This is a genomic window from Streptococcus sp. OMI870 (assembly GCF_047460295.1).
Classification (GTDB): Bacteria; Bacillota; Bacilli; order Lactobacillales; family Streptococcaceae; genus Streptococcus.
Genome location: NZ_JASHGM010000001.1, coordinates 692,920 through 712,109, shown reverse-complemented (window position 1 = coordinate 712,109; position 19,190 = coordinate 692,920). Strand labels below are relative to the sequence as shown.

Genomic DNA, 19,190 nt, shown 5'->3' with positions numbered 1-19,190 from the left:
AGCTGTTTTTTGGTTTTCAGGGACTCCTAAAAATGATATAATGAAGTGTTATTACATAAGGTTTCATTAGCCTTGAAAGGAAAAGAAAATGACAAAATCATTCTACATCACAACCCCTATCTATTACCCATCTGGTAAATTGCATATTGGTTCAGCTTATACAACCATTGCCTGTGACGTCTTGGCGCGTTACAAACGCATGATGAACTACGATGTGTTCTACCTGACTGGTCTTGATGAGCACGGTCAAAAGATCCAGCAGAAAGCAGAAGAAGCTGGGATCACGCCGCAAGCTTATGTAGATGGGATGGCCGTTGGAGTGAAAGAACTCTGGCAATTACTCGATATCTCATATGATAAATTCATCCGTACGACAGACGATTACCATGAAAAAGTGGTGGCCCAGATCTTTGAACGCTTGCTTGCGCAAGACGACATCTACCTGGGTGAATACTCTGGTTGGTATTCAGTATCTGATGAAGAGTTCTTTACAGAAAGCCAATTGGCTGAGGTCTACCGTGATGAGAATGGCAAGGTCATCGGTGGGGTAGCCCCATCAGGCCACGAAGTAGAATGGGTTTCTGAAGAATCTTATTTCCTTCGCCTCAGCAAATACCAAGACCGCTTGGTTGAGTTTTTCAAATCCCAACCAGACTTCATCACTCCAGATGGCCGTCTCAATGAAATGTTGAAAAATTTCATCGAGCCAGGTTTGGAAGACTTGGCAGTATCTCGGACTACCTTTACCTGGGGAGTTCCAGTTCCATCCAATCCTCGACACGTTGTCTACGTTTGGTTTGATGCTCTGCTTAACTATGTGACAGCTCTTGGTTATGGCCAAGAAGATCATGAAAACTTTGACAAATTCTGGAACGGAACCGTCTTCCACATGGTCGGAAAAGACATCCTTCGTTTCCACTCCATCTACTGGCCAATCCTTCTCATGATGTTGGATATCAAATTGCCAGAACGTTTGATTGGCCATGGTTGGTTTGTCATGAAAGACGGCAAGATGTCTAAGTCTAAAGGAAATGTCATCTACCCAGAAATGTTGGTGGAACGCTTTGGCTTGGATCCACTGCGTTACTACCTCATGCGCAGTCTACCAGTTGGTTCAGATGGTACCTTCACACCAGAAGACTACGTGGCCCGCATCAACTATGAATTGGCTAATGACCTTGGAAACCTCCTCAACCGGACGGTAGCCATGATCAATAAATACTTTGGTGGTCAAATTCCAGCTTATGTCGAAAATGTCACAGCGTTTGATGCTGATTTGGCTAAGGTAGTTGAAGAAAACATTGCTGAATACCACAAGCAAATGAATGCGGTGGATTACCCACGCGCTTTGGAAGCCGTATGGAACATCATCTCTCGGACCAACAAGTACATCGATGAGACTGCTCCATGGGTCCTTGCTAAAGAAGATGGTGACAAGGAACAATTGGCAGCAGTGATGGCTCACTTAGCAGCTAGCCTTCGTGTTGTGGCTCATTTGATCCAACCATTCATGATGAATACCTCAAATGCCATCATGGAACAACTTGGCTTGGACTTGGACTTCGATCTTGAAAACTTGACCTTAGCAGCCTTCCCTGAAAATGTCACAGTAGTTGCCAAAGGAACTCCAATTTTCCCACGTCTGGACATGGATGAAGAAATTGCCTATATCCAATCTCAAATGACTGCTGGTAAACCACAAGAAAAAGAATGGATTCCAGAAGAAGTGGAACTCAAGTCTGAAAAAGACGAGATTAAATTTGAAGACTTTGACAAGGTTGAAATCCGTGTAGCAGAAGTCAAAGAAGTGGAACGCGTCGAAGGCTCAGACAAGTTGCTTCGCTTCCGTCTTGACGCTGGTGACGGTGAAGATCGTCAAATCCTTTCTGGTATCGCGAAATTCTATCCAAATGAACAAGAATTGGTCGGCAAGAAACTCCAAATCGTATCCAACCTTAAACCACGTAAAATGATGAAGAAATATGTCAGCCAAGGCATGATTCTTTCAGCAGAACACGGAGATCAATTAACAGTCTTAACTGTTGATCCATCTGTACCAAATGGAAGCATCATTGGCTAAACGATAGACAAAGAAAAAATCATCTAAAAAACTTTCCTTAGGTGAGTACGGACGTCAGCGAACTTCGAAGAAGTTCCATGACTAATTATTGAGCTCCTTCGCTCTTTAATTTCTGGGCTCAGGCTAAAACAGTTTCCCAAACTGTTTTACTCTCAATAATTCCGAGTGCCTGAAACAACTGTGTTTCAGGCACTTTTCTCACGGCGGAAAGTTTCAGTAGATGATTGAATAATTCTTACGAATAAATTTTTTAATTTTTATAGAATTTATTTGATTTGTAAGGAAGAGCAGATTGTCTATGCTCTCAAGCACTCCCGCGGGAGTGCTTTTCTTGTGTCGATAAGGCAAGTCTCCAATTACATTTCTTAGTACATGAGCTATTCATCTGGCCGGTATTCCAGAATATCTCCTGGTTGGCAGTCAAGTTCTTTGCAGATGGCTTCAAGGGTGGTGAAGCGGATGGCTTTGGCCTTGCCTGTCTTGAGGATGGAGAGGTTGGCTGTCGTAATGCCGATTTTGTCAGCTAGCTCATTGGATTTCATTTTTCGCTTGGCCAGCATGACATCTAGATTAACGATAATCATGGTCCCCTCCTTAAATGGTCAGCTCATTTTCTTCAGCGATCTCAATCCCTCTTTCTAAAATCTTGCCAAGGATCCAGACAATTGGGACAGCAAGGAGAAGTCCTGTGTTAAAGGTCAATTGGAAGGTGAAGGGAAGGAGATAAGCATTGCCATTGGTCTCAAGTGTACCAGACATAAAGGACAAGACCAAGAGGATCTTCCAAGCTCGGTTGCAAAGATCAATGTTGGAGTGAGAAAAGATCTTTTCTTGATAGAGATTTTGGAGGAAGCTGCGAATAGTGAGGAGAAGAAAAATATAAATAGCGCTTGAGGCTAGTGGGAAGAGCAACTGCCAGAGGGGTTGCAGATGTTTGGGGAAGAGCTGGATGCCATTTACCTCAAAGGACAAGCGTCCAGATTGAATGAGATCCTTAAACACTCCCATCCGGGAAAGCAAGTGGATGACCAGTGCTACCACGGTCATAAAGCCACAGAAGTAAATGAAAGCCGTTAAGACTTCAATGATATTTTTTAGGGTTTTCGAGTTTTTCATCGCAAGCCTCCTTGAAGTTTCTTTATTATTTACTTATAGTATACTCCTTATAAAAAATTAGTCAATAAAAAAGTATCGAAAAACGATAAAAAAATAATGTTAAACAAAATATTATTTTTGAGAAACAGGTATTCTATGCTATAACTAGTCAGTTTAAACCTAGAAAACCACTACGTAGAGGGGAATTTTACTATACTTTCGATTTAGGGTATACTAGTGTAAAGATCTTATTCCATGGAGGTAGTAAAATGAATCTAAAATGGAAGAAAAAATACCTGGGCCCGATTTTGGGACTGATCGGAGCTGTTGTCCTGATTGGAGGAGTCTATCTTTATTCTAGCTCTAACATCCAACCGGACCATCAAAAAGAATTTAGTCAGACCAGTAAGAAGGTCATCAAGCTAAAAGAAAAACCCATTGACTTGAGTGGGGATTATATTTCCAATGAACGGGATGAAGCTAAAATCGAGAAAAATGGCAAAGCCTGGAAGATCGCTTACAAAACGGCTGATGGCAAGGTGTCCGCTGAATTTAGCACCGATTGGAAGGTCGAAGGGGCTAATAAAGTTGCGACGGGCAAGATGAAAAAATCTGATGGCAATACTGATTTTACCGTTACGGTTCGTGTCTTCAAATACAAGACAGACAAGAAACCATTGATCACGGTCACCATGTCTGATCAAAATCCCGATCACGAGATGGTCTTTGCCAATCGGGAGGATTTTTTCAAATCGACAGATCCTAACGACGTTATCCTTGATGGCGATCTCTCAGCATTTGAAGGTGCCTATTCCAATGATTCCTATGAAAAAGAAATCGCAGCTTCAGGATTCAAACTCTACGGCTATACTCCAGAAGAATATTACCAAAACAAGGCTAGCGCCTTTCCAAGTATTTTAAATGGTGAGACAGGATGGACCTTCTGGAGTGGGGGGACTCGGGCCAGTTACCTCTTTAATAGGGAAAAAGAGCCTAAGAAACGCAAAGGCTATTATGAAGTTTATTTCACTGGGGCCAATGGGACTGTGATCCAAGGGCAGGAGCAAATCTTGTACTTGATCCCGCCAGGTGTGACAGGTCCTGATGGAGTGGCTTCGCAAGAGCGTCGAATTATCTTTGGAGATGTGGCCTTCCGGGATTACCATTTAGAGTGGTGGAAAGCCTATCCACAAGTGAAAAGTGAGAAGGATCTAGATATTGCGGCCATTAACGGAGGCGATTTCTCAAGCCTAGCTGGAACCTGGCGCAATGGCAAAGGTGCTGAGATCGTCATCCAAGCAGACGGAAAAGTTAAGGGCCAAGGCAGCCTTAAGGCTGTTGCGGATTCGGATAAGAAGAGCAAGATCCCTTACGTTGAGATGAAGATGGGTGAGACCGGTGCGGCGATTGGACTACTGAAAATTGGCTTCCAAAACCCAGATGGAGACCAGTCTGACACCAGCAAGCCACGTCTGGTGCTCACTCAATCTGCAGGCAACTACCCAGCTGATCAATATTTTTACCGTCAATAAAAGAGAGTGGGACAGAAATCGGTCATTCGTTAGAATTCGATTTCGTCGTCCCACCTCCGCACAGTAGAGCCCACTCAACCACTGCGTCTTGCTCGACAATTCAAAGACAATTGAAAGGCTAGGACTTTTGTCCCAGCCTCTTTTTTTCTGCAAGGAAAGGTCGCAGAGGCTAGTAAAAGGTTAGATCCTAGCATTAAAAGGAAAAAAATGTAAAAAAGACTTGACAAAGCAAATGATTAGCAGTATTATTAACTAGTTAATTAACTAATTAATAAACTGGTTAACAAAAATAAAAAAGAGGTGAAGGATGATAAGGAGAAAAATGAAGGTGCTGGGAATCTTGTTCCTCAGTTTCTTTCTGCTTGCAGCTTGTGCTAGTCAAGAAAATGCAGGCAAGCCCCCTTCTAAAAAAGGTCTCAAAATTGTCACGAGCTTTTATCCTATCTATGCCTTGGTCAAGGAAATCTCTGGCGATCAAAATGACATCTGGATGGTTCAGTCCGGTGCAGGGATTCATGATTACGAGCCCTCAACCAAGGAAGTGGCTCAGATCTATGATGTGGATGTATTTGTCTATCATTCTCAGACTCTGGAATCATGGGCTGGTCGTTTAGATCCTAATCTACAAGGTTCCAAGTTACAGGTGATCGAAGGTAGTCAAGGAATGACACTTGATAAGGTGGCTGGATTAGAGGATGTCGAGGCTGGGCAAGGAAAGGAAACCAAGCACCTGTATGACCCGCATACCTGGTTGGACCCTGCGAAAATTGCAGAAGAAGGAAAGATCATCGCTCAGCGCCTGGGAGAGATCGATCCAAAGAACAAGGAGCTCTATCAAGCCAATGCCCAAAAGCTTGAAAAGCGCTGTGAGAAACTAGTAGCCCGCTACCAGCCTGTCTTTGACAAGGCCAAGCAAAAGACTTTTGTGACTCAGCATACGGCCTTTTCTTATCTGGCCAAACGCTTTGGTCTCAAGCAGTTGGGGATTGCAGGGATTTCCCCTGAGCAGGAACCAACCGCCCGGCAATTGGCGGAGATCCAGCAGTTTGTCAAAGATTATCAGGTGAAAACGATCTTCGTAGAGAAGCACACGTCGTCAAAAGTGGCAGATAGTATCGCCAAGGCAACAGGAGCGCGTGTCAAAGTCTTGGATCCACTGGAAGCTGATCCGCAAAACGATAAGGATCTATTAGAAAATTTAGAAGAAAATATGGCGACTTTAGCCAAGGAATTAGAGGAGTAAATCAAGAATGAAGAAAAAGGGAACGATTGGAATTGTAGCAACTTTGGGAATAGGGCTATGTGCCTATGCGCTCAGTCAGCAACCACAAGCTAAGGAAGAGAAAAAGGATCAGATTCAGTATCTACAGGCAGAAAAGAAAGTGTCATCGACTGCCTCCAGCAAAAAGGAAGACAGCATCGAAGCGGTCAATGCCAAGGAAAAGACTCAAGCGGAGCAGATTGTCATCAAAATTACGGATGAAGGCTTTGTCACTTCTCATGGAGATCATTTTCATTACTATAGTGGTAAGGTCCCATTTGATGCCATCTTTAGTGAGGAGTTGATTTTGCGAGATCCAACTTATCAGCTCCAAGAAGCTGATATTGTCAGCAAGGTCAAGGATGGCTATATCATCAAACGGGCTGGGAAATACTATCTCTACTTAAAGGATGCTCAGCATACGGTCAATGTGCGCTCGATCGAAGAGATCGCTCAACAACAAAAAGGAGGCGCTAAAGAAGAAGGGGAAACGGGATCGGTACAGGCGAGCTCCTCGCACAAGGCAGGCAAAACCCGTGACTTCCGTCAGCCAAGTCAAGCGCTAAAAGAGGGGAAGACCCTTGAAACTCTGACTGCTAAAAACCATTCAGGAGGAGGCTATCGTACGGACGATGGTTATGTCTTTAGTCCTGGAGATGTCATTTCAGATACAGGGGATGGCTTCATTGTGCCCCATGGTGGACATTACCATTATATTCCAAAGAGTGCCTTATCTGCTGGCGAGTTAGCAGCTGCCCTCTCTGTTCTAGGCGGTCAAAGTGGCCACCAGGCTGGAAGCTCGTACTTAGCTAGCCCAAGTGTAGAAGCAGATAAGAATCAAGGGACTCCAAATCAAGCCTCTCCAAGCTTAGGAAAACAAGCTAGCAGTCAGCCGTCTGCTAGTCCAACCCATACACAGACGACACCAACGACTTCTAAACCGGCTACTTCCAAACCGAGTCCAAACCTGAGCAATCTGATGGAAGAATTGCAAAAAACACCTCTGTCTTCTCGTCATGTGGAGTCTGATGGTTCTGTCTTTGATCCAAGTAAGATCACCAAGTGGACCGATCAAGGAATTGTCTATCCTCACGGGGATCATTTCCACTTTATTCCTTATAGCTCCCTATCTCCTTTAGAACGTGAGATGGCGCGGCAATTCCAACTGCTTCGGGCCCAAGGTGCTACTACACCTGCTGAAACAAGTCCAAACCGGCCTTCAAGTCCAAGTACAAAACCAATTGACCATGAGCACGAGCATGAACATGAACATGGGGATAGTCATGAGCATGAACATGGGGATAGTCATGATCACGAGCACGAAGAGGAGCACGATCATGGCTTCCACGCAGACATGGTCATCAGTAAGGACGAGGACGGTTACATGGTCGCTCATGGCAACCATGCCCATTATTTCTATAAAAAGGACCTCTCACCTCAAGAAATCGCTGCTGCAGAGGCAGTATTAGCTGGTAAGAAGGAAGAGGACAAGGGACAGCCACTGACAGATGACGTTGCCAGCTATTCTCGCGATGCCTCAGATGAGGAAAAGATCCAGTACATCAGTAAGACCTACGGTGTCCCTCGTGAGGCCATTAAGGTTTCCAATGGTTTCTTTGTCTTTAACAATCCAGACCAAGAATACGATCCGACCCACATCCATCCTTATGCCGTTCGGAAGGAACATGTCCGGATCCCACTTGAAACTGGCAATCCTGAACTAGACTTTATCAATGAGCTCTATGCAACAGCCCTTCGCTCAGGGATTTCTCCTTATAGCCTCCAGATTGAAAACGGCCAGTTTGTCATCCCACATGGCGATCACAACCACTATATCAAGGTGCAATCAGCGGGGCTAGCAGACTACTTAGCCCATCGCCTTCCTACCATCCAATCGCCTTACAAAAAAGGAGACTTGGACAAAAAAGCAGTAGAGGACAAGGTCAACCAGCTCTTAGCAGAAAGCCGGACTCTCTATGCTTCTGATCCATTGCAGCAACGACGGATTGAGCTCATCTTGGGCCACTTCTTGGAAAATGTCAAGAGTTTCCCAAGCAACTCGACGGAAGGCTACCTGGCCAGTCTCAAACAGGTTGATGAGCAATACATCCATGCCACTCAAGCGATCAAGCCAAAAGAAGAGACAGCCCTCGATCGTCGATACCAGGAATTGCTGGAACAAGTGCGCTTGCTAGACACAGAAGCCTTCCAACTGAAGAAGGAAGGGTTGGTCTCACAACTGCAGGAAGCCTATGCTGCCAAGGACAGCAAGCGTTTAGAGCAGGAAGGGAAGCTATTAGAAGCTGTTCAGGAGATGCAAGATCGGACGGGTGTGACCTCGGTCGACTATCTCAAGTACTTCTACCAAAGCTTGAGCGACGCGCGCTTGACACCAGAACTGCGCACCAAGGCGGCAGATCTAGCTTTGAAACTCTATCGGGCCCAAGCCTTTGAAGAAGCCTGGGATGCTAAGGCTCACTTTATGGAACTCTACCAAACCAAGCAGGCAATTGACCAGCTCTTCTCTCAAGAAAAAGGCCAAACCTATCCTATTGAAAAAACAGTTTTGGATCAAAAAGGAAGTCAGGCCCCATCTTATAACTTAGCGGTCTATGATTTCCTCAAGAGCTTATATGGAGAGTTGGACAAGGCGACAGAATCCCGTCAACGAACCAGCATCCTGACAGGGCTCTCAGAGCAAATCCAGTCGCTCTTGCCACAAGTCGAAGACCAGGCCAAACGAACTGCCTTTGAAGCAAGTTTGGCTCAACTTGGAAATGAGACAGATCCAGACAAGGCTATTGCAAGTGGACAAGCTCTGTTACGCGAAATCAGTGACACTATTGAAAAGCAAAAACAAAAGCAAACAGAAGAGCCTCAGATTGGGGATGTCGCCCTTTATCAACAGCTCTATAACCAATTGATGGCGCTTCACCAACAATTGCAGGAAAAGGGGGCTAGTGATGCTGTATTTGATCGCTTAGAAGCTCTCTTTGACCAATTGGCTAATCCAAAGAGTGACAAGGCAGCCTTACTACAGGCTATCCAAGCCTTTCAGGCAGAGTTGGCAGCGGTGCCATCTGCAAGCGAAGCGGGGAAACCAGCTAGCACGGTCGAAACGCCTGTAGCTACAGAAACTCCGGTAGAAACAGAAGCAGCAGCTTCAGCAGGGAACAAGCCTGCCACAACTGAGACAGAAACAGAGCCTGCAAGCCCAGCTTCTATAGAAGAAGGCACGCCAGATGCTCCATCTTCTCAGGACCAATAGAAAATAGAAAAGAGGCTGGGACAAAAGTCCTAGCCTCTCGATTATTTTTGGATTGTCGAGCAAGACGCAGTGGTTGAGTGGGCTCTAATACGCTGATTTCATCAGCTTTTACAGCCCTACTCAACTGTGCGGAGGTGGGACGACGAAATCGAAATCTAACGAATTACCGATTTCTGTCCCACTCTCTTTTTGCGTTTTAGTGAATAGAAGAAGTTGTCTCTTTTTTCAGTTGTTGAGCCTCACTCCTTGTGTTCTAAGAGCAGTGGCGAGGAAAGCTCTACTGTTTTTTTTCGCTTGAAAAATGCGGCCATTTGAACCAGGATGCGGGGGACCGTCTGCCATTTTTTCCAAGCTTGGACACGGGTATCGAGGAGTTGCTTGGCTAGACGTTCCAGCATTTCCCTTTCTGTAGGATCTAGGTCTTGAGCATTTTGAAAGATCTCTTTGATCTTGGAGAAATTTTTCAAGTTCCGCAAATCATTGATTGAAGTAATGCCTGCATCTAAGAAGAGGCCGAAGAAGGTATCGAAGAACTTCTTGCGATCATCCGCCGATGTTTCGCGAACCCACTGCTTCAGGGTCTCGTCGGTCTGCTGGCTATCGGGACTGGTTTGATCCAGGGTCACAAATTTATCTTTCTCAATCATCCAAGTAAAAGCGTCATGCTGGACAAAGCCACCAAAAGCTCGGCTTTTTACGATTGTAGCAGGCTCAGGAACTTCTAGCATCATGCCGACGATGGATCCTTGTGGGACAAAGCGAAGAATGTTTGGGGATGTCCGCTGGTAGCCTTCGGTCTCGATAATGGCCCTGTTGAGGCCAGGAGCATCGTAGCTGTAGATGGCATCGACCCGTTCAAATAAGGAATCCGGCAGGTAAGTGCAGGCATAGGTTGCGAGATTGCCCCCTTTGGAGTGACCTGCTACTAAGAAGCGCCCTTTAGGAAATTCCTTCATGACGTTTTGTAGGTAGCTGGCTGCACGCCTCTGAGATGGGACATGGTCCATATAGGTCATGTGGAAGTCTTCCTTCCAGCCGATCAAGGTATCATCAGTCCCTCTGAAAACGACCAAATACGCATCCAGACTAAGCCGATAGGTCATGGCCGCGAACTGTTTTTGCACATCGGGATCGTACTCATCGACATAGTTGAGGAGTTTGATGTTCTTAAAGCGCTTTGAAGTAGCCAAGCCATCGACTAATTGCAGGTGCTGGTTACTCACGATGAAATCGGTTGTCCGGTCGATCAGTTCCATCGCATCAGACAGGCGCACTGGAATCCCTGTTGTATCTCCTTGAGGCACAATATGTCCAAAGGGTAGATAGGTCAGCTCTGTCAATGCGAGAACATCCAGTTCATTGAAGGGACGGTCATATATAGAATCGTAGGTCACTTCTTTTAGGTAATCAAAAATCGTCGACATCTGTGCCTCCCGTGTCTTATTTCTTTCAGTATAGCACAAAAATGGATGTAGAAAAAGCGCCTCCCATCAAGAAAGTAGGCCCCAGCTTTTCTTTCCCTCTGAAACAGCCTTTTTCTCTGCTGTTTAATCTGTTATAATAGGAAGAAGAAAAAAAGAAGGAAAGAAAGCCATGCATAAAATTCTCTTAGTGGAAGACGATGAAATTATCCGCCAACAGGTCAAACAATTATTGGAACAATGGGGCTATGAAGTGGTCGCAGTAGAGGATTTTATGGATGTCCTCGGGATCTTTGTCGAAAGTGACCCCCACTTGATCCTCATGGATATTGGCCTGCCTCTCTACAATGGCTACCACTGGTGCCAAGAGATTCGCAAGGTTTCAAAGGTTCCGATCATGTTTCTTTCTTCACGGGATCAAGCCATGGATATTATCATGGCCATCAATATGGGTGGAGACGACTTTGTCACCAAGCCCTTTGACCAAAATGTCCTCCTTGCCAAAGTCCAAGGCCTCTTGCGCCGCTCCTATGAGTTCGGGACGGATCAAAATCTGTTGGAGCATCGAGGAGCCATCCTCAATCTTAAGTCCATGGATTTAGTCTATGAAGGGGAAGTCATTAATCTGACCAAGAATGAATTTCAGATCCTGCGCGTCCTGTTTGAGCATGCGGGCAGTATCGTGGCGCGCGATGATATGATGAAAGAGCTCTGGAATAGCGACTTCTTTATTGATGACAATACCTTGTCTGTCAATGTGGCCCGCCTTCGCAAGAAATTAGAAGAGGTTGGCTTGTCAAACTTCATCGAAACCAAGAAAGGCATCGGTTATGGGTTAATCCATGAATAAATATGGGAACATCTTTTGGCAGTATGTGGTATCCCGCAGGCGCCTGCTCTATCTAGTAGTCATCTTTTTGATGGTCGATTTGGTTTTTGCCTTTCTCTTTCCAGAGACGGGGACGGTTTTCCTCTATGCGACTCTGATGCTAGGATTTTTTACACTCTGTATCTTGATCTGGGATTTCGCTATGACCTTTCAGGAGTACCGCAAAGCTTTGCTGTATGAGGAAATAGAGCTTGCCTCACCACTGGAACATCTCCTTTATGAAAAATATACAGAAGAACAGCAGGCGCGCCTGGAGCAAGGCAAAGTAGCCCAGGCCAAGTTCAATGACCTGATGGATTACTACACCCTCTGGGTTCACCAGATTAAGACGCCCATTGCAGCTAGCCAGCTCTTGGTCCAAGATGTCGAGACACCTATTGTCAAGCAGCAGATGGAGCAGGAGCTTTTCAAGATTGATTCCTATGCCAATCTGGTTCTGCAGTACCTGCGACTGGAGAGTTTTCATGACGATCTGGTCTTAAAGCGCGTGTCGCTAGAGGACTTGGTCAAAGAAGTGGTCCGCAAATATGCCCTCTTTTTTATCCAAAAGAACTTGGCAGTGAACCTGCATGATTTGGATGTCGCCGTCATTACCGATCGCAAGTGGCTTTTGGTGATCATCGAGCAACTCTTGTCCAATAGCCTCAAGTATACCAGTACAGGTGGAATTGAGATCTATTTCAAGGACCAGACCCTCTATTTAAAAGACAGCGGGATTGGAATCAAAAATAGCGATGTCCTCCGTGTCTTTGAGCGGGGCTTCTCCGGTTACAATGGCCACATGACCCAGCAATCCTCAGGGCTGGGGCTCTATCTGTCTAAGAAAATTGCAGAGCAATTGGGCCACAAGATTAGCCTCCACTCAGAGGTTGGGCAAGGCACAACCGTCGCTATTCGCTTTGAAGAGAAGAAGTTGGTCATGGATTAGGAAAAAGGGATTATTATGGAAAATAAAAATGAAATATTAGAGATTACTAATAATGAATTAGAATATGGCGATTTGATGGATTTACAAAGTAGTCTTCAAGTTGAGTTAAATGATATTTTAGATGAACTTTCTTCAATTGAGGAAGATAGAGAAAAATTACAAAATAACGAGTATCTTGAAGAGGCTATTCAAGATATCATTTGGGATCAAGTTCAAAATCAATTAGCAGTCCAAATTGGTGAAGAGTTTATTAAAGATAACAACGGACAAAAACTAGATTTACGAAAAGAAGCACATATACAAACTGCTGAAAATTTTGAAAAAGGAAACTTTGCAACTCATAATCGAGATGTTAATTATCAAGAAAGATATGACAAGTGGCAAGATAATTTTACTACTAATAAAAAAGGAGAAAGAGTTCTAAAAAAGGATGCGCGTAAATTTTTTGATAAGGGAAGAGATATGGGGTCCGCTGCTATTCATAAAGATCATACAGTTTCTATTAAAGAACAACTAAATGATATTGAAATGGCTACATTTTTCTCAAAAGAGCAAGTTAAAGAATTTGCCAATAGTTCTAAAAACTTGCATGATTTAGATGCATCTGCAAATATGTCCAAGGGTGATAAAACTATGAAAGAGTTTTTGAACTCTGAAAGGAATGGGTTGAAGCCGGAAGAACGTTTTAATATTGACAGAAAACAATTAGAAAAAGATGATCAGGAGGCTAGAGAGGAACTAAAAAATAGAAAAGCAGAGAATGAAAATATTGCAATACAATCCGGTAAAAAATCACGACGTAAAGAGGCTTTGAAAGTGACAGGGAAAGCTTTAAAAGCTGCTGTACTTCAATTGTTAACAGAATTTTTGAGGGAAATTGTTAAGAAGTTTATTTCTTGGTTAGGTGAAAAAGAGAAGAATTTCGGAACCTTCATTGCAAAAGTAAAGGAAGCAATTTCAAACTTTATGTCCAATCTTTCTCATCATGTTCTTGGTGTTGGGCAATCAATGGTTACCATGTTAGCAACTTCCATCATTGGGCCTGTAGTTGGAACATTTATGCAAGTTTGGACATTTATTCAGCAAGGTTGGCGATCTCTTACCGATGCGATTGACTATTTAAAAAATCCAGAAAATAAAAATAAAAGTACAAGTGTTAAAATGCTTGAGATAGGAAAAATTATTGTTGCAGGAGTAACAGCTGCTGGAGCGATCGTTTTAAGTAGTGCGATTGGAGCAACTTTGTTATCTATTTTTCCTCCACTTGGTGTAGAAATTCCATTGCTAGGAAGTTTGTCTGGCCTGATCGGTACATTTATGGGGGCAACAGTAGCTGGTATAGCCGGTGCATTTGTCTTGAAATTAATTGATCAAATGATTGTCGACAAGCAGATTGATGAATTAACAAATAAAAAAATTGATAAATACAATAATAAACTGATTGTACAAGACCAAATGAATGCGGTTGGAATGGCGCTTGTTCAAGTGGATAAAATGAAGTCTTTGAGTCAAATGGGGGATCGACATCAGCAAGCAGCAGAAATAATGCGGGATGAGCTTTCTTTCTTACTTGAAGAAAAAGAAAAAAATGACAATGAATTTACAGAAATCGACGCCTTGTTGGCAGAGTTAACAGATTAGGAGTTATTATGGAAAAGGAATTTGACTTACAAGTCAGTAATCATGATTTTAATGCAGCAAAAGAACAATTGAAAAAATTTGCTGAACAAGATGTAGAAGAGTTAAAGTTTGATAAAGTTCGTACACATGAAGATATCTTTGGATTAGAGTGGGCTGAACACGGAGTGACTGGGAAAGAACTCAATTCATTGATTGAAAAACTTCAGAAGTATTTTTCAAAGGTTTATGATCGTGATCAAAACTTAATTGAAGAATTTGGTGAAGTTTATAAAGCTTTAGAAGCATTGGATAAGGATTACATTCAGGCTATACTAACTTCTGTTTCTGCGATCAAAAAAACAAATGAAAAGATTTTAATAGAGCAAGAGCGAATTGATCAGACGATTGAGAAACAAAAAGCTACCTTAATCGCCTTAAAACAGTTTAAAGAAAATGTGTCAAATCAATTATCTGAAATTGATTCTAGTCAACTTATCGGTCTTATTGAACAACTTGAGAATAGAGTTGAGACTTTGGAAAAACCTTCTAGTGATTTGAAGGATGAAAGCACAGAAATTAGTCAGTTAAAGAATGAATTAGATTCTGTAAAAAGTCAACTGAATATTCTATCAAATAAACTAATAGCTTCTTTTGCTTTGACAGGCATAGCTACTGGGGTTGCTGTTGTGACTTTGATCATTTTATTGATGAGGTAAGCAAATGAGCCGTTATCAGGATGAATTAATTGAACTAGCAAAAAAATTTGATATCCAAACAGATTCAAAAGGAAAATTTCTTGAACGTGTAATTATTTTGCTCAATGATTACTCTGAAAAATTAGTCATTGATATTTTGCAATACTTAGTTATTGAAAAACAAGAGGGTTCTCAAAAGATCGCCACTCTAGCAAATCAATTGTCAGAATCGCTTTTGAAATATGCAGGCTATGTAAGTCTAAAAGGTTATAAACAAAATAAAAATGAGCAAGTGACGGAAGAATGCTCACTTGATGATTTAAAAAAAGAACTTGACCGATTAGTTGGTTTACAAAATGTCAAAGAAGAAGTTAATCATCTGATTTCCTATCAAAGAATACAAAAGGTAAGGAAAGAAAAAGGAATGAAAATTCCGAATAGAACTTTGCACATGGCATTTACAGGTAACCCAGGAACAGGAAAAACAACAGTAGCTCGTATTGTTGGAAAAATGTATAAACAACTCGGTTTGTTATCTAAAGGTCACTTTATTGAGGTTTCACGAACAGATTTAATTGCAGGATATCAAGGACAAACTGCTTTGAAGGTCAAAAATGTGATTGAGAAAGCAAAAGGAGGAGTTCTATTTATCGATGAGGCTTATAGCATTACTGAAAATGAAAATTCCGATTCTTATGGTAGAGAATGCTTAACAGAATTAACCAAGGCCTTGGAAGATTATCGAGATGATTTAGTTGTGATTGTTGCCGGCTATACGAGACCAATGGAACAGTTCTTTTCTTCAAATCCCGGGTTGAAATCTAGATTTAATTACTTCATTGAATTTGAGAATTATGTACCAGATGAACTATTGAAAATATTAGAATTTTTGTGTCAAAAGGATGACTATAGATTAAGTGATAATCTGAAGTTGAAATTGATCAATTATTTTAAAACAAGTATCCTAAATGATGAGAAGAACTTTTCGAATGGAAGATTTGTTCGAAATATATATGAAAATCTCGTAATGAATCAATCTGTTAGATTAGATAAAGCAAAGATAAATGATATAGCAGTTTTGTCATTACTTAGATCGTGTGATTTTGAGGCATAGAATCTCCATCTTACAAAAATGTAAGAAATAAACGGTAAAATGAAAGGTTAGGTTATGGTAGCCGCCTTTTATTTTTTATACAATAGTCTCATCAAATGAAGGAGGTCAAGAAAATGAAACTCTTGAAATGGATGAAACAACCCAAAAAGATTAAGAAACCAAATGAGCAAACTGATTTGGAAAAGGTGGAATTTGGTCGCCAAGTCCTACACCAAACCCAAGAATTTTTCTTGATCTACTAGTAAAAGGAGAAAAGTATGTCATTGCTAGACGTTCAACACATCAAAAAAATCTACAAAACCCGCTTCCAAGGAACCCAGGTCGAAGCCTTAAAGGACATTCATTTTACCGTGGAAAAAGGGGAATACGTCGCCATCATGGGGGAATCAGGGTCCGGGAAATCGACACTCCTCAATATCCTAGCCATGCTGGACCAGCCGACCGAAGGACGGGTCTACCTCAACGGTACCGATACCTCGACCATCAAGAACAAGGATGCCTCGAGCTTTCGTCGGGAAAAACTAGGATTTGTCTTTCAAGACTTTAACCTGCTCGATACCTTGTCCGTCAAGGACAATATCCTCTTACCTTTGGTCCTTTCTCGCAGACCCGTCAAGGAAATGATGAGTAAGGTGGATAGCGTCAGTAGGGAGTTGGGCATTCACCAACTTCTTGAGAAATATCCTTACGAAATCTCTGGTGGGCAAAAGCAACGGGTGGCTGTAGCACGGGCCATCATCACTTCACCTGAAATCCTCCTTGCTGATGAGCCGACAGGGGCGCTAGATTCCAAGTCTTCAGCTGCGTTGCTTGATGTCTTTGAAGATATTAATACAATGGGACAAACCATCCTCATGGTGACCCACTCAACCGCAGCGGCAGCTCGGGCCAAGCGCGTGCTCTTTATCAAGGACGGAATTCTCTACAACCAGATCTTCCGCGGAGAAAAGACAGAGCGTCAGATGTTCCAAGAAATCTCAGATACTCTGACAGTCATGGCAAGTGAGGTGGGGTAGATGTTTCGATTAACCACTAAATTAGCTTGCTCCAATCTGATCAAGAACCGCAAGCTCTATTATCCCTTTGCGATTGCAGTCATTCTCGCAGTGACCATCGCCTACCTCTTTGACTCCCTGACCTTTAATCCCCATATTCACGAGCTTCGAGGGGGATCTCCCATCCTCTTCACCCTTGGATTGGGACTGTTCGTGGTAAATGTTGCGGGGGCTATCATCGTGCTCTATGCCAATAGCTTTGTCATGAAAAACCGCTCCAAGGAGTTGGGAATTTACAGTATGCTAGGCCTTGAGAAACGCCATCTCATCAGCATGATCTTCAAGGAACTCTTGATCTTTGGCTTTGTGACTATCTCAGCCGGTGTCTTGATCGGGGCTCTCTTTGACAAGCTGATCTTTGCCTTTCTCTTGAAACTGATGAAGATGAAGGTTCAGCTGGTATCTACCTTCCAACCTGGGATTGTCATCTTGGTCTTTGTCACCTTTGGTCTCATCTTTGCCCTCTTGGTCCTTCTCAATGCTTGGCGCATTCTCCGTTTGAATGCCCTACAACTGACGCGTGAGAAGGCTAGTGGCGAAAAGAAAGCCCGCTTCTTGTGGCCCCAAACTATCCTGGGCTTAGTCTCTCTCGGTTTTGGCTACTACCTGGCTTTGTCTGTCAAAGACCCCATCTCTGCGATTTTGATCTTCTTTCTAGCCGTTGTCTTGGTTATGATCGGGACCTACCTGCTCTTTAATGCTGGGATCACCGTCTTCTTGCATCTGCTTAAGAAAAAGAAGAACTATTATTACCAACCCAACAACATGATTTCGGTCTCTAACCTTATCTATCGCATGAAGAAAAATGCGGTGGGGCTTGCGACTATAGCCATCCTCTCAACCATGGTATTGGTAACGATCTCTGCTGCCACTAACATCTATGTCGGTGGCGAAATGTTCAAGAAGATCATGGCTCCTCATGATTTCTCTGTCCAAGGAAAAGGGGTAGACCTGGAGCAAATCAATCAGAAATTTGATGAGTTTGCTTCTGAGCATCATCTTGAGATCAAAAATCGCGATCTGATGACCTATGCCAACTTTGGGGTCAAATCACAAAAGGGTACGGATTTCACAGTCTTTCCAGCCGATGAACGCAGCGTCACTCCTAAAACCGTCTTTATGGTCTTTGATGCAGCTAGCTATGAGCAAATGACCGGAGAAAAAGTCGATCTGACCGGCAACCAAGTCATCCTCTTTGCTCATAACAAGGCTCTGATAGGGCAAAAGCAGTTCACTATCAATGGGAAAGACTTCCAAGTCAAGGAAGAAGTGACCAAGGATTTTATCACGGATCATGTCCCAAACATGTTTAACATGCTGACGGAGGATTTCAATTACCTGGTCGTGCCAGACCTTTCAGCCTTTGTCGCTCAGTTTCCGGATCTTGCCATCAATACCAATATCTACGGTGGCTTCAATGTCAATGTTGGCGAAGACCAGCAACTCAAGCTGGCAGCCAGCTATGACAAGATGATCGATGAATTGAGTAGCCAACAGGCCCAAGGAACATTTATCTATGGAGGCAACCGAGCCAATGATGTGGCAGAGTTGAATAGCCTCTTTGGAGGCATCTTCTTTATCGGTATTTTCTTGTCATTGATCTTTATGGTCGGAACCGTCATCGTTATCTACTACAAGCAAATCTCAGAAGGCTATGAAGATCGTGACCGCTTTGTCATCCTCCAACAGGTGGGACTTGATGAAGATGAGGTCAAACGGACCATCAACCGTCAAGTGCGGACCGTCTTCTTCCTTCCCCTCATCTTTGCCTTTGTCCACCTGGCCTTTGCCTACCATATGATCCGCCTGATCCTCAAAGTCCTTGGCGTCATTAATAGTGGCCAAGTCCTCATCGTAACCCTTAGTGTCTGTGCTGTCTTTCTCATCACCTACCTGGTTGTCTTTTGGATCACCTCTCGGAGTTATCGCAAGATTGTGCAGATTTAGGAAAAGAAACTCAAATTAAATTAGAAACTTTCCTTAGGTGAGTACGGACGTCAGCGAACTTCGAAGAAGTTCCATGACTAATTATTGAGCCTAAGGTCTCAATAATTCCGAGTGCCTGAAACATAATTATTTCAGGCACTTTTCTCACAGCGGAAAGTTTCAATATACTCTAATAATAATCAGATATTATTTGGATATTTTTGCACAATAATCCAGCATAGGTTATTCAAAGAAAAGAATTGTCAATTTTTTTAGCTTGCTCATAGCGGGCTTTTTTGTACGAAA

Annotated in this window: 15 protein-coding genes; 12 read left to right on the top strand and 3 right to left on the bottom strand. The window is 43.0% G+C overall.

Annotated features, from left to right (window positions below):
• The first annotated feature begins 88 nt into the window (after positions 1 to 88).
• A complete protein-coding gene (gene metG / locus QM968_RS03565) occupies positions 89 to 2,080 on the top strand; it encodes a methionine--tRNA ligase (RefSeq protein WP_414382308.1) in 1,992 nt (663 codons plus the stop codon).
• A gap of 377 nt (positions 2,081 to 2,457) precedes the next feature.
• On the opposite strand, the gene QM968_RS03560 is transcribed toward metG, so the two are convergent.
• Together QM968_RS03560 and QM968_RS03555 are read right to left on the bottom strand one after the other, a co-directional pair.
• Positions 2,458 to 2,664 (bottom strand): helix-turn-helix domain-containing protein, encoded by a 207-nt coding sequence (locus QM968_RS03560; RefSeq protein ID WP_003006064.1) that lies wholly within the window; start codon positions 2,662 to 2,664, stop codon positions 2,458 to 2,460.
• Between the two features lie 10 nt (positions 2,665 to 2,674).
• On the bottom strand, positions 2,675 to 3,196 hold the full coding sequence (locus QM968_RS03555; RefSeq protein ID WP_371495397.1) for a DUF2975 domain-containing protein: 522 nt from the start codon (positions 3,194 to 3,196) through the stop codon (positions 2,675 to 2,677).
• 248 nt (positions 3,197 to 3,444) lie between these two features.
• Between QM968_RS03555 and QM968_RS03550 the strand changes: the two genes are divergently transcribed.
• From QM968_RS03550 to QM968_RS03540, 3 genes are all read left to right on the top strand, one after another.
• Positions 3,445 to 4,707 carry a DUF6287 domain-containing protein gene (locus QM968_RS03550; RefSeq protein WP_414382305.1) on the top strand — a complete coding sequence of 421 codons (1,263 nt, stop codon included), beginning with the start codon at positions 3,445 to 3,447 and terminating at the stop codon, positions 4,705 to 4,707.
• A 307-nt stretch (positions 4,708 to 5,014) separates the two neighbouring features.
• The gene (locus QM968_RS03545; protein ID WP_414382303.1) at positions 5,015 to 5,950 is read left to right on the top strand and encodes a metal ABC transporter solute-binding protein, Zn/Mn family; all 936 of its coding nucleotides are present in this window, start codon (positions 5,015 to 5,017) and stop codon (positions 5,948 to 5,950) included.
• 7 nt (positions 5,951 to 5,957) lie between these two features.
• Positions 5,958 to 9,236, top strand: coding sequence for a pneumococcal-type histidine triad protein (locus tag QM968_RS03540; RefSeq protein WP_414382301.1), 3,279 nt, complete (start codon positions 5,958 to 5,960; stop codon positions 9,234 to 9,236).
• A gap of 239 nt (positions 9,237 to 9,475) precedes the next feature.
• Here QM968_RS03540 and QM968_RS03535 read toward each other — a convergent pair whose 3' ends face one another.
• Positions 9,476 to 10,660 carry a DUF2974 domain-containing protein gene (locus tag QM968_RS03535; RefSeq protein WP_414382299.1) on the bottom strand — a complete coding sequence of 395 codons (1,185 nt, stop codon included), beginning with the start codon at positions 10,658 to 10,660 and terminating at the stop codon, positions 9,476 to 9,478.
• A gap of 169 nt (positions 10,661 to 10,829) precedes the next feature.
• On the opposite strand from QM968_RS03535, the gene QM968_RS03530 reads away from it, so the two are divergent.
• The 8 genes from QM968_RS03530 (at position 10,830) to QM968_RS03495 (ending at position 18,905) form a co-directional block, all read left to right on the top strand.
• Entirely contained in the window at positions 10,830 to 11,507 is a 678-nt protein-coding gene (locus QM968_RS03530) for a response regulator transcription factor (RefSeq protein WP_414382297.1), read from the top strand.
• Positions 11,500 to 12,474 carry a sensor histidine kinase gene (locus tag QM968_RS03525; RefSeq protein ID WP_414326099.1) on the top strand — a complete coding sequence of 325 codons (975 nt, stop codon included), beginning with the start codon at positions 11,500 to 11,502 and terminating at the stop codon, positions 12,472 to 12,474. Before QM968_RS03530 ends, QM968_RS03525 begins: the two co-directional genes overlap by 8 nt.
• Positions 12,475 to 12,489: 15 nt before the next feature.
• On the top strand, positions 12,490 to 14,115 hold the full coding sequence (locus QM968_RS03520) for a hypothetical protein (RefSeq protein ID WP_070450363.1): 1,626 nt from the start codon (positions 12,490 to 12,492) through the stop codon (positions 14,113 to 14,115).
• Between the two features lie 8 nt (positions 14,116 to 14,123).
• Positions 14,124 to 14,810, top strand: coding sequence for a hypothetical protein (locus tag QM968_RS03515; RefSeq protein ID WP_368403768.1), 687 nt, complete (start codon positions 14,124 to 14,126; stop codon positions 14,808 to 14,810).
• 4 nt (positions 14,811 to 14,814) lie between these two features.
• Positions 14,815 to 15,903 (top strand): AAA family ATPase, encoded by a 1,089-nt coding sequence (locus QM968_RS03510; protein WP_414382294.1) that lies wholly within the window; start codon positions 14,815 to 14,817, stop codon positions 15,901 to 15,903.
• A gap of 113 nt (positions 15,904 to 16,016) precedes the next feature.
• Positions 16,017 to 16,145 (top strand): hypothetical protein, encoded by a 129-nt coding sequence (locus tag QM968_RS03505; RefSeq protein ID WP_414382292.1) that lies wholly within the window; start codon positions 16,017 to 16,019, stop codon positions 16,143 to 16,145.
• 15 nt (positions 16,146 to 16,160) lie between these two features.
• Positions 16,161 to 16,919 carry an ABC transporter ATP-binding protein gene (locus tag QM968_RS03500; protein WP_414382290.1) on the top strand — a complete coding sequence of 253 codons (759 nt, stop codon included), beginning with the start codon at positions 16,161 to 16,163 and terminating at the stop codon, positions 16,917 to 16,919.
• Entirely contained in the window at positions 16,920 to 18,905 is a 1,986-nt protein-coding gene (locus tag QM968_RS03495) for an FtsX-like permease family protein (protein WP_414382288.1), read from the top strand.
• The last annotated feature ends 285 nt before the right edge of the window (positions 18,906 to 19,190 follow it).

What these genes read in the sequence shown, in the direction of transcription:
- metG (WP_414382308.1), top strand. Translation starts at nt 89, where the DNA reads ATGACAAAATCATTCTACATCACAACCCCTATCTATTACCCATCTGGT.
- QM968_RS03560 (WP_003006064.1), bottom strand. Translation starts at nt 2,664, where the DNA reads ATGATTATCGTTAATCTAGATGTCATGCTGGCCAAGCGAAAAATGAAA.
- QM968_RS03555 (WP_371495397.1), bottom strand. Translation starts at nt 3,196, where the DNA reads ATGAAAAACTCGAAAACCCTAAAAAATATCATTGAAGTCTTAACGGCT.
- QM968_RS03550 (WP_414382305.1), top strand. Translation starts at nt 3,445, where the DNA reads ATGAATCTAAAATGGAAGAAAAAATACCTGGGCCCGATTTTGGGACTG.
- QM968_RS03545 (WP_414382303.1), top strand. Translation starts at nt 5,015, where the DNA reads ATGATAAGGAGAAAAATGAAGGTGCTGGGAATCTTGTTCCTCAGTTTC.
- QM968_RS03540 (WP_414382301.1), top strand. Translation starts at nt 5,958, where the DNA reads ATGAAGAAAAAGGGAACGATTGGAATTGTAGCAACTTTGGGAATAGGG.
- QM968_RS03535 (WP_414382299.1), bottom strand. Translation starts at nt 10,660, where the DNA reads ATGTCGACGATTTTTGATTACCTAAAAGAAGTGACCTACGATTCTATA.
- QM968_RS03530 (WP_414382297.1), top strand. Translation starts at nt 10,830, where the DNA reads ATGCATAAAATTCTCTTAGTGGAAGACGATGAAATTATCCGCCAACAG.
- QM968_RS03525 (WP_414326099.1), top strand. Translation starts at nt 11,500, where the DNA reads ATGAATAAATATGGGAACATCTTTTGGCAGTATGTGGTATCCCGCAGG.
- QM968_RS03520 (WP_070450363.1), top strand. Translation starts at nt 12,490, where the DNA reads ATGGAAAATAAAAATGAAATATTAGAGATTACTAATAATGAATTAGAA.
- QM968_RS03515 (WP_368403768.1), top strand. Translation starts at nt 14,124, where the DNA reads ATGGAAAAGGAATTTGACTTACAAGTCAGTAATCATGATTTTAATGCA.
- QM968_RS03510 (WP_414382294.1), top strand. Translation starts at nt 14,815, where the DNA reads ATGAGCCGTTATCAGGATGAATTAATTGAACTAGCAAAAAAATTTGAT.
- QM968_RS03505 (WP_414382292.1), top strand. Translation starts at nt 16,017, where the DNA reads ATGAAACTCTTGAAATGGATGAAACAACCCAAAAAGATTAAGAAACCA.
- QM968_RS03500 (WP_414382290.1), top strand. Translation starts at nt 16,161, where the DNA reads ATGTCATTGCTAGACGTTCAACACATCAAAAAAATCTACAAAACCCGC.
- QM968_RS03495 (WP_414382288.1), top strand. Translation starts at nt 16,920, where the DNA reads ATGTTTCGATTAACCACTAAATTAGCTTGCTCCAATCTGATCAAGAAC.